Source organism: Mesorhizobium sp. (assembly GCF_004962925.1).
Classification (GTDB): Bacteria; Pseudomonadota; Alphaproteobacteria; order Rhizobiales; family Rhizobiaceae; genus Mesorhizobium.
On the sequence record NZ_SUEO01000288.1, the window covers coordinates 1 to 6650 of the forward strand.

Here is a 6650-nt window from a genome sequence, read left to right on the forward strand (position 1 = left end):
CCTCTGCCCTGCCGGGCATCTCCCCCTCAAGGGGGGAGATCGGCTGTCATCGGCGCCATCACGACTTCGCCGTCACAGGCGCATACTCGAGCGCCACCACCCCGTTGCTGAATGGTGCGGCTGAGATCAGCTCGAGCGGCACTTGCTCGTCGGGCGGGAACAGCTTCTTGCCCTGGCCGACGGCGCCGGGATAGCTGAGCAGCCTGACGCGGTCGACCAGACCGTGGCGCAGCAATTCCTGCGCTACGCTGAGGCTGCCATGCACATAGATGTTGCCGCCGCTGCCTTGCTTCAGCTCCCTGACCGCATCCGGCAAGGCGCCCTTCAGCAGCTCGGCCGGTTTCCAGTCGAGCGCCTTCAACCTCGTCGACGCAACATATTTCGGCAGCGCGTTGAACCGCTCGGCGAAATCTCCGGTTTCCTCAGGCCAGGAGCCGGCAAAAATCTCATACGTCATGCGCCCCAAAAGCATGGCGCCGCTGTCGGCAAGCTCGTCTTCCTTGAACCTCTGCATTTCATCGTTCCAGATCACGCCAGGCAGCTTCTCGACCTCGGCGATGCCATCGACGCTGATGAATTCGGTGACGATAAGTTTTCTCATGGCGATCTCCTTTCTTCTGTCAAAAGACGGACGGCGCTGGCCCTTTGCGACACCGCTCTGTGAAAATAGCGCGGTCGCTCGTTAGGGCGCTTTCACTATTCGCCTCCAAAGGATGGGGAAAAGCTTCTCCGGCCTGGACTAAGTTCCCAAGATCGGATTGGTGTTACATCTGAGGCAGATATTCCCAAAGAACGCATTGCAGGAAGATCATGGGATTCGGGATCTTCATTCACCGCTCAGATTCGAGATACAACGACCGTCCCGCAGAGCAGTACCAATTTCCTCGCCCGTACCTCAACCGCGTCGAAGCATGCGTGAACGACTGGATCATTTACTACGAGCCTAGCAAGGTAAACGATACTTGTGGCTATTACGCCGTAGCCAAAGTCCAACAAATCATTCCCGATCCTGTGACGCCTGATATGTACCTCGCTTTAATCGAGCCCGGCACCTATCTCGACTTCGTCAATCCTGTTCCATTTAACGGGCCAAATGGTCTCGTTGAACGAGGCTTATTCAACGACCAAGGACGGATTTCCGGTCGCGCCCAAGCGGCCGTCCGCCCAATCAGTCCAGCCGACTTCAACCGCATTATCGATCTGGGCCTGGACACGAATGAGTTGTTGCTGCCGCGTGTTGATGAGGCCGGCACCGGCTTTCAGGATGAACAAGCGCCATTCGAGTTCGAGCAGAGCCGCGACCGCGTGAGCTACATCGGATCGCGAATTGTGCGGGACCGCATTTTCCGTCGCATCGTCTTGCGCGCCTATGACGAGCGATGCGCGATCACGGGACTGAAGTTGATAAATGGCGGCGGTCGGGCAGAGGTTTCAGCCGCCCATATTCGGCCGGTCGAAATGAACGGGCCCGATGTCATCAACAATGGGATCGCGCTGTCTGGTACAGCGCATTGGATGTTCGATCGCGGATTGATCAGCCTATCCGATGACTTGGAAATCCTCATCTCACGACAGGTCAATGACCTCGATAGCGTGCAGGGATTTGTAAACAAGACAGGTTGGGCGCTTCCGCCGGGCCGGCAGTTTGAACGCCCGTATCCTCGTTTCTTGCAGTGGCACCGCGACCACTGCTTCAAGCAGTGAAGCACCGCTGGCGTGGGAGCGTGTTGGTAGGGAACGGCCGCCTCTGACCCTGCGCCGCCCGTCGTTCGGTCATGCCACAAGGTCCGCATCGGGTGGGGACTTTTTTGCCTGTCCCGATTGTATCTGGTTCGTAGTCACGGGCTGGCTACAGGTGGGCAATACCGGCTTTCAGCAGTCCTTCGCGGACGTGCTGCGCATCAGACTCCTGGGCATAGTGCAGGGTGGCGATAAATGAATCGAGATCGAATTGGGGATCGAGCGTTCTGATCTTGCCTAGATGCGCCGCGGCCGCGATTTCGTCGCCGAGCCAGCCGTAGCAGGCAGCGGCGAAAGCGTGCTGAACCGAGTCCATGGTTGACAGATGCATGAAAGCTTCGATCGCCTCGCCATACTGGCGCGCGGCGAAATGCGCCTTTCCCAGATGGCTCCAGAACCTCTCCGGGTGGTGCGGGTTCAGCTGCATTGCCTTGCGGATCCATTCAATTCCCTCTTCCGGCCTCCCCAGCCACGTCAATAACTCGCCTTGCTGCACCACCACGAGGTCGTAATTGGGATTGAGGGCCAGCGCCCGCTCTTGATGGTAGCGCGCTGTGGTCAGCTCATTGTTGTTCACGTTCACTGCGGCGAGGATGCGGTGGACATCGGCATCGTTGTCGTCCAACGCCAGCGCCCTGTCCAGCGCTGCCATGATGTCGTTCCAGACGGCATCCTTGTCTTCGCACCAGTTATGGACCCAGGCCTGGCCAAGAATGCAGGCACGCCAGGCATGGGCATGGGCATAATCGGGGTCGAGCGCGACGGCCCTGCCTATCAAGGTTTGCGCGCGTTCATTATCCGCAATCGTGCTTCGGTGATGCAGCACCTTGGCAGCAAGCACACATTCATACGCGGCCATGTTTGCAGGTTTCGCCCGCGCGAGCTGGTCCCGCTGAGCCGCCTCGACACGACCGGGCAGCGTGGCTGCGATCGCCGCGGTCACCTCATCCTGAATCGCGAATATGTCGTCCAGCTTCCGGTCATATTTGTCTGCCCAAATATGAGCGTCATTCGCCGTATCGATGAGCTGAACCGTCACGCGCACCCTGTCGCCGATCTTGCGGACGCTTCCCTCCACCAGGTATTGGACGTCGAGTTTCTCGGCCACCTCGCGCACATTCACGGCGCGGTTCTTGTAGACGAAGGCGGAATTGCGCGAGATGACGAACAACTCATGGTGGCGGGACAGTTCGGTGATGATGTCCTCGGTCAGTCCGTCCGCGAAAAATTCCTGCTCGGGGTCGCCGCTCATGTTGCTGAATGGCAGCACCACTATCGAAGGTTTCGAGATGGATCGCTTTGCCTCGATTTCTGCCGGGACAGGACTGTCAAACCCAATGCGATAGAGGCGAACCGGGCGGCTGATGTTCTTTAACGTCTTCTCGCCCAGGTCCTCCATGGCAATTTCGAGACGGTCGGCAATTTGGGTCGCCACCGCTGCGGTCACGCAGATACCGCCGACGTCGGCGAGTTGCTCGATGCGCGAGGCAATATTGACGCCGTCGCCGAAAATGTCGTCATCGTCGAAAATGATGTCGCCGAGATTTATGCCGATCCTGAATTCGATACGCCGTTCTTGCGGCACATCCGAATTGCGCCGTTTCATGCGCTGTTGGATTTCCACGGCGCATTTCACGGCATCGGTCACGCTCTGGAACTCAACGAGCATGCCGTCTCCGGTGGTCTTGATGATCCGGCCCTTGTTCTTCGCGATGGCGGGATCGACCAGTTCTATGCGATGGGTCCGAAGGCGTGCGAGCGTGCCGGATTCGTCGGCCTCCATTAGCCGACTATAGCCCGCCATATCGGCAGCCAGAATTGCGGCTAGTCTCTGTTCCATCGCTTGAACCAAAAACCGAGCCTATCCTTCCTGGGCTGCCAAATCCAGCAATTTGAGCAGTGGCTGAATCAAGAAGTCTTCCTACCGCAGCAGCAAGAAAGGGCGGATCAGAACCTTCCGCCAGGTGGCTGCGAACTCGATCGCATCAATGGCGGGAGGGATCCGCGCGGCGCCAGACCGGAAACGTCCGATATGAACACGAATTGGGACCATAGCGGCTGCACTCGCTGACGTCTGCAAATGGCGCAGAGCGTTCGTAGATCAGGCACCTAGCAGAAATCTTGGACACGCCCAAAACCAAATCTATCCCCCCTTGCCATCGCCGCATCCTTCCCCTAATCTCCATCTGAGAAAACCTTTTCCCAAACCGCCCGGCATCCGCTGATCTCACCAGTCAGTGCCTAGCACGGAGACAAGAGAAAACCTTTTCCCAACTAAGGGATTTCGCTTCGCACCATGGCTTCTGACGCCTCGCCAGTCTCTGCCAAGACCCCGGTCACCCTCCGCGAGGTGGCGGCGCTTGCCGGCGTCAGCGTCGCCACGGCCTCAAAAGCGCTCAACGGGCAGGGGCGGATGACTGCCGAGACGCGCGAGCGCATTCGCGAGACGGCGCAGCGTCTTGGCTTTCGCCCGAACAGCCTGGCGCAGAGCCTGTTGCGCCGGCGCTCCTTCACCGTCGGGCTGTTGACCAACGACACCTATGGCCGCTTTTCGCTGCCGGTCATGTCGGGCATTTCGGATGCGCTGGTCGACAAGGGCGTCTCGGTGTTTCTCTGCAATGTCGAGGACGACCAGCGCCTCGGCCAGCTCCATGTCGATGCCATGTTGGACAAGCGCGTCGACGGCATTATCGCCACCGGCAAGCGGATCGACCGCCATCTGCCGGTCGACCTGTCCAATCTCGGCGTTCCCGTGATCTACGCCTTCACCCAGCCCGACCCCGGCGCCGTCGCTTTCGTCTCTGACGATGCCGGCGGCGCGCGCCTGGCGGTCGAGCACTTTTGGCGGCTTGGGCGCCGCCGCATCGCTCATGTCACCGGGCCGGCGAGTTTTGCGGTGGTGCACGCGCGGGCACAGGCCTATCGTGACGTGCTGACCGAGAAGGGCTTGCCGGTCATGGAACCATTGCTCGGATCGTGGTCGGAAGCGTGGGGTCACGAGGCGGTGACGAAGCTCTTCGACGGTAAGCTGTCGAAGAGTGGGGACGAAAAACCCGATGCCGTCTTTTGCGGCAACGACCAGATCGCGCGCGGCGTCATCGACGCGCTGCGCGAGCGCGGGCTGGATGTGCCCGACGATGTCGGCGTCATCGGTTTCGACAATTGGCAGATCGTGGCCGAGGCAACCCGCCCGCCGCTGACCTCCGTCGACATGAACCTGGCGGCACTCGGGCGCGAGGCCGGCCTCACCTTGCTTTCGCTCGTCGGCGGCGAACCCGCCGCGCCGGGCATCCGAAAACTGCCGTGCCGGCTGGTGGTGCGTCAGTCATGCGGCCGTCCGCCGGACGGCTGAGACTATGCATGTCGCCCAAAAGTGCGCAGCGGTTTTGGGATAACGACATGCATGAAACAGAAAGTGCATGTCGCCCAAAAGTGCGCAGCGGTTTTGGGATCACGACATGCATGAAAGCAAAAGCCGCCGCGCGGGGAGCGCGGCCGCAGGAAAACAGAACATGAGGAGGAGAACCATGAGAACCATCATTACCGGGCTCGCCTTTGCCGCGAGCATTTTTCCCACCCTGGCAACAGTCGGGCCGGCCGCCGCCGAGACCGCGAACATCTGGGTTCGCGCCGACGGCTCGAACTTCATGCCGCGCATCGTCGATGCCTTCAACAAGGGGCATGAGAACCAGGTCAAGCTGGACATCATTCCCAATGCCGAGATCATCCCGAAATACGGCGCTGCCGCCGCCGGCGGCACAGCACCCGACGCGCTCTCGCTCGACCTGATCTACACGCCGTCCTTTGCGGCCGCCGGCCAGCTCGAAGACATCACCGACTGGGCGAAATCGCTGCCCTATTTCTCGAGCCTGTCGCCGGCGCACGTCAAGACCGGCACCTACAAGGACCGCATCTACGGGCTGCCGTTCTCCGCCGATAGTTCGGTGCTGATCTGGAACAAGAAGCTGTTCAAGCAGGCCGGGCTCGACCCTGAAAAAGGCCCGACCAACTGGGCCGAGATCGAGGCCGACGCCGAAAAGGTCAACGCGCTCGGCGGCGATATAAAAGGCTTCTATTTCTCCGGAAATTGCGGCGGCTGCAACATCTTCACCTTCACGCCGCTGATCTGGGCCTCGGGCGGCGATATCCTCACCGAGGACGGCTCGAAGGCGACGCTCGACAGCCCGCAGCTGCGCGGCGCGATCGAGCTCTATCGCTCGATGGTCAAGAAGGATCTGGTGCCTTCAGGCGCGCAGACCGACACCGGCTCCAATTTCTTTGCCGCGTTTGCCGGCGGCAATATCGGCATCTCGCCGTCCGGCGCCTTCGCCATCGGCGCGCTGAACACGCAATACCCTGATATCGACTACGGCGTCACCTTCCTGCCCGGCAAGGATGGCGGCTGGTCGTCCTTTGCCGGCGGCGACAATTTCGTCGTCACCAAGGGCACCACCAAGGTCGCGGTGGTGAAGGAGTTCCTCGATTTCGCCTACTCGCCCGAAGGCCAGACCATCCTGGCGAAATACGGCAGCCTTCCCGTGCGCGGCGACATCGCCAACGAGGCGCTGAAGGATCTAGACCCGCGCTACAAGGTCGCCGCAGAGGCCATGGCCAAGGGCCGCACGCCCTATTCGGTGGTGTTCAACGACCTGATCAATTCCGCCAACGGTCCGTGGAACCAGATGGTCAACGAGGTCTTCTTCGGCGAAGACGTCGATGGCGCCATCGCCAACGCGCAGGAAACCATGCAGTCGATCATAGATTCGGCGCCACAGCAGTAGGCGCCGGCACCTCCCCCTCGAGGGGAGGTCGGACCGCAGGTCCGGGTGGGGTCGTACGGGCAGTGCTCGACGTTCTTTTGCGTCGGCGCGTTTCGCGGAGGGCCCCACCCCCGGCCTTCGGCCGGACCC

General features: G+C 60.7%; 5 protein-coding genes. 3 read left to right on the forward strand and 2 right to left on the reverse strand.

Annotation, left to right across the window (positions count from 1 at the left end; translation table 11 throughout):
• Nucleotides 1–58: 58 nt before the first annotated feature.
• On the reverse strand, nucleotides 59–601 hold the full coding sequence (locus E5W87_RS32815; RefSeq protein WP_292407313.1) for a dihydrofolate reductase family protein: 543 nt from the start codon (nucleotides 599–601) through the stop codon (nucleotides 59–61).
• Between the two features lie 209 nt (nucleotides 602–810).
• Between E5W87_RS32815 and E5W87_RS32820 the strand changes: the two genes are divergently transcribed.
• Nucleotides 811–1704, forward strand: a complete 894-nt coding sequence (locus E5W87_RS32820) for an HNH endonuclease (protein WP_292407314.1) — start codon at nucleotides 811–813, stop codon at nucleotides 1702–1704.
• A 145-nt stretch (nucleotides 1705–1849) separates the two neighbouring features.
• Here the strand turns inward: E5W87_RS32820 and E5W87_RS32825 are convergent, their stop codons facing one another.
• Nucleotides 1850–3580, reverse strand: a complete 1731-nt coding sequence (locus tag E5W87_RS32825; protein WP_292407316.1) for an adenylate/guanylate cyclase domain-containing protein — start codon at nucleotides 3578–3580, stop codon at nucleotides 1850–1852.
• Nucleotides 3581–4036: 456 nt separating this feature from the next.
• On the opposite strand from E5W87_RS32825, the gene E5W87_RS32830 reads away from it, so the two are divergent.
• Both E5W87_RS32830 and E5W87_RS32835 read left to right on the forward strand, forming a co-directional pair.
• Nucleotides 4037–5092: a LacI family DNA-binding transcriptional regulator gene (locus tag E5W87_RS32830; protein WP_292407318.1), complete on the forward strand. Its 1056-nt coding sequence runs from the start codon at nucleotides 4037–4039 to the stop codon at nucleotides 5090–5092.
• Nucleotides 5093–5267: 175 nt separating this feature from the next.
• Nucleotides 5268–6521 (forward strand): sugar ABC transporter substrate-binding protein, encoded by a 1254-nt coding sequence (locus E5W87_RS32835; protein WP_292407320.1) that lies wholly within the window; start codon nucleotides 5268–5270, stop codon nucleotides 6519–6521.
• Nucleotides 6522–6650 lie beyond the last annotated feature (129 nt).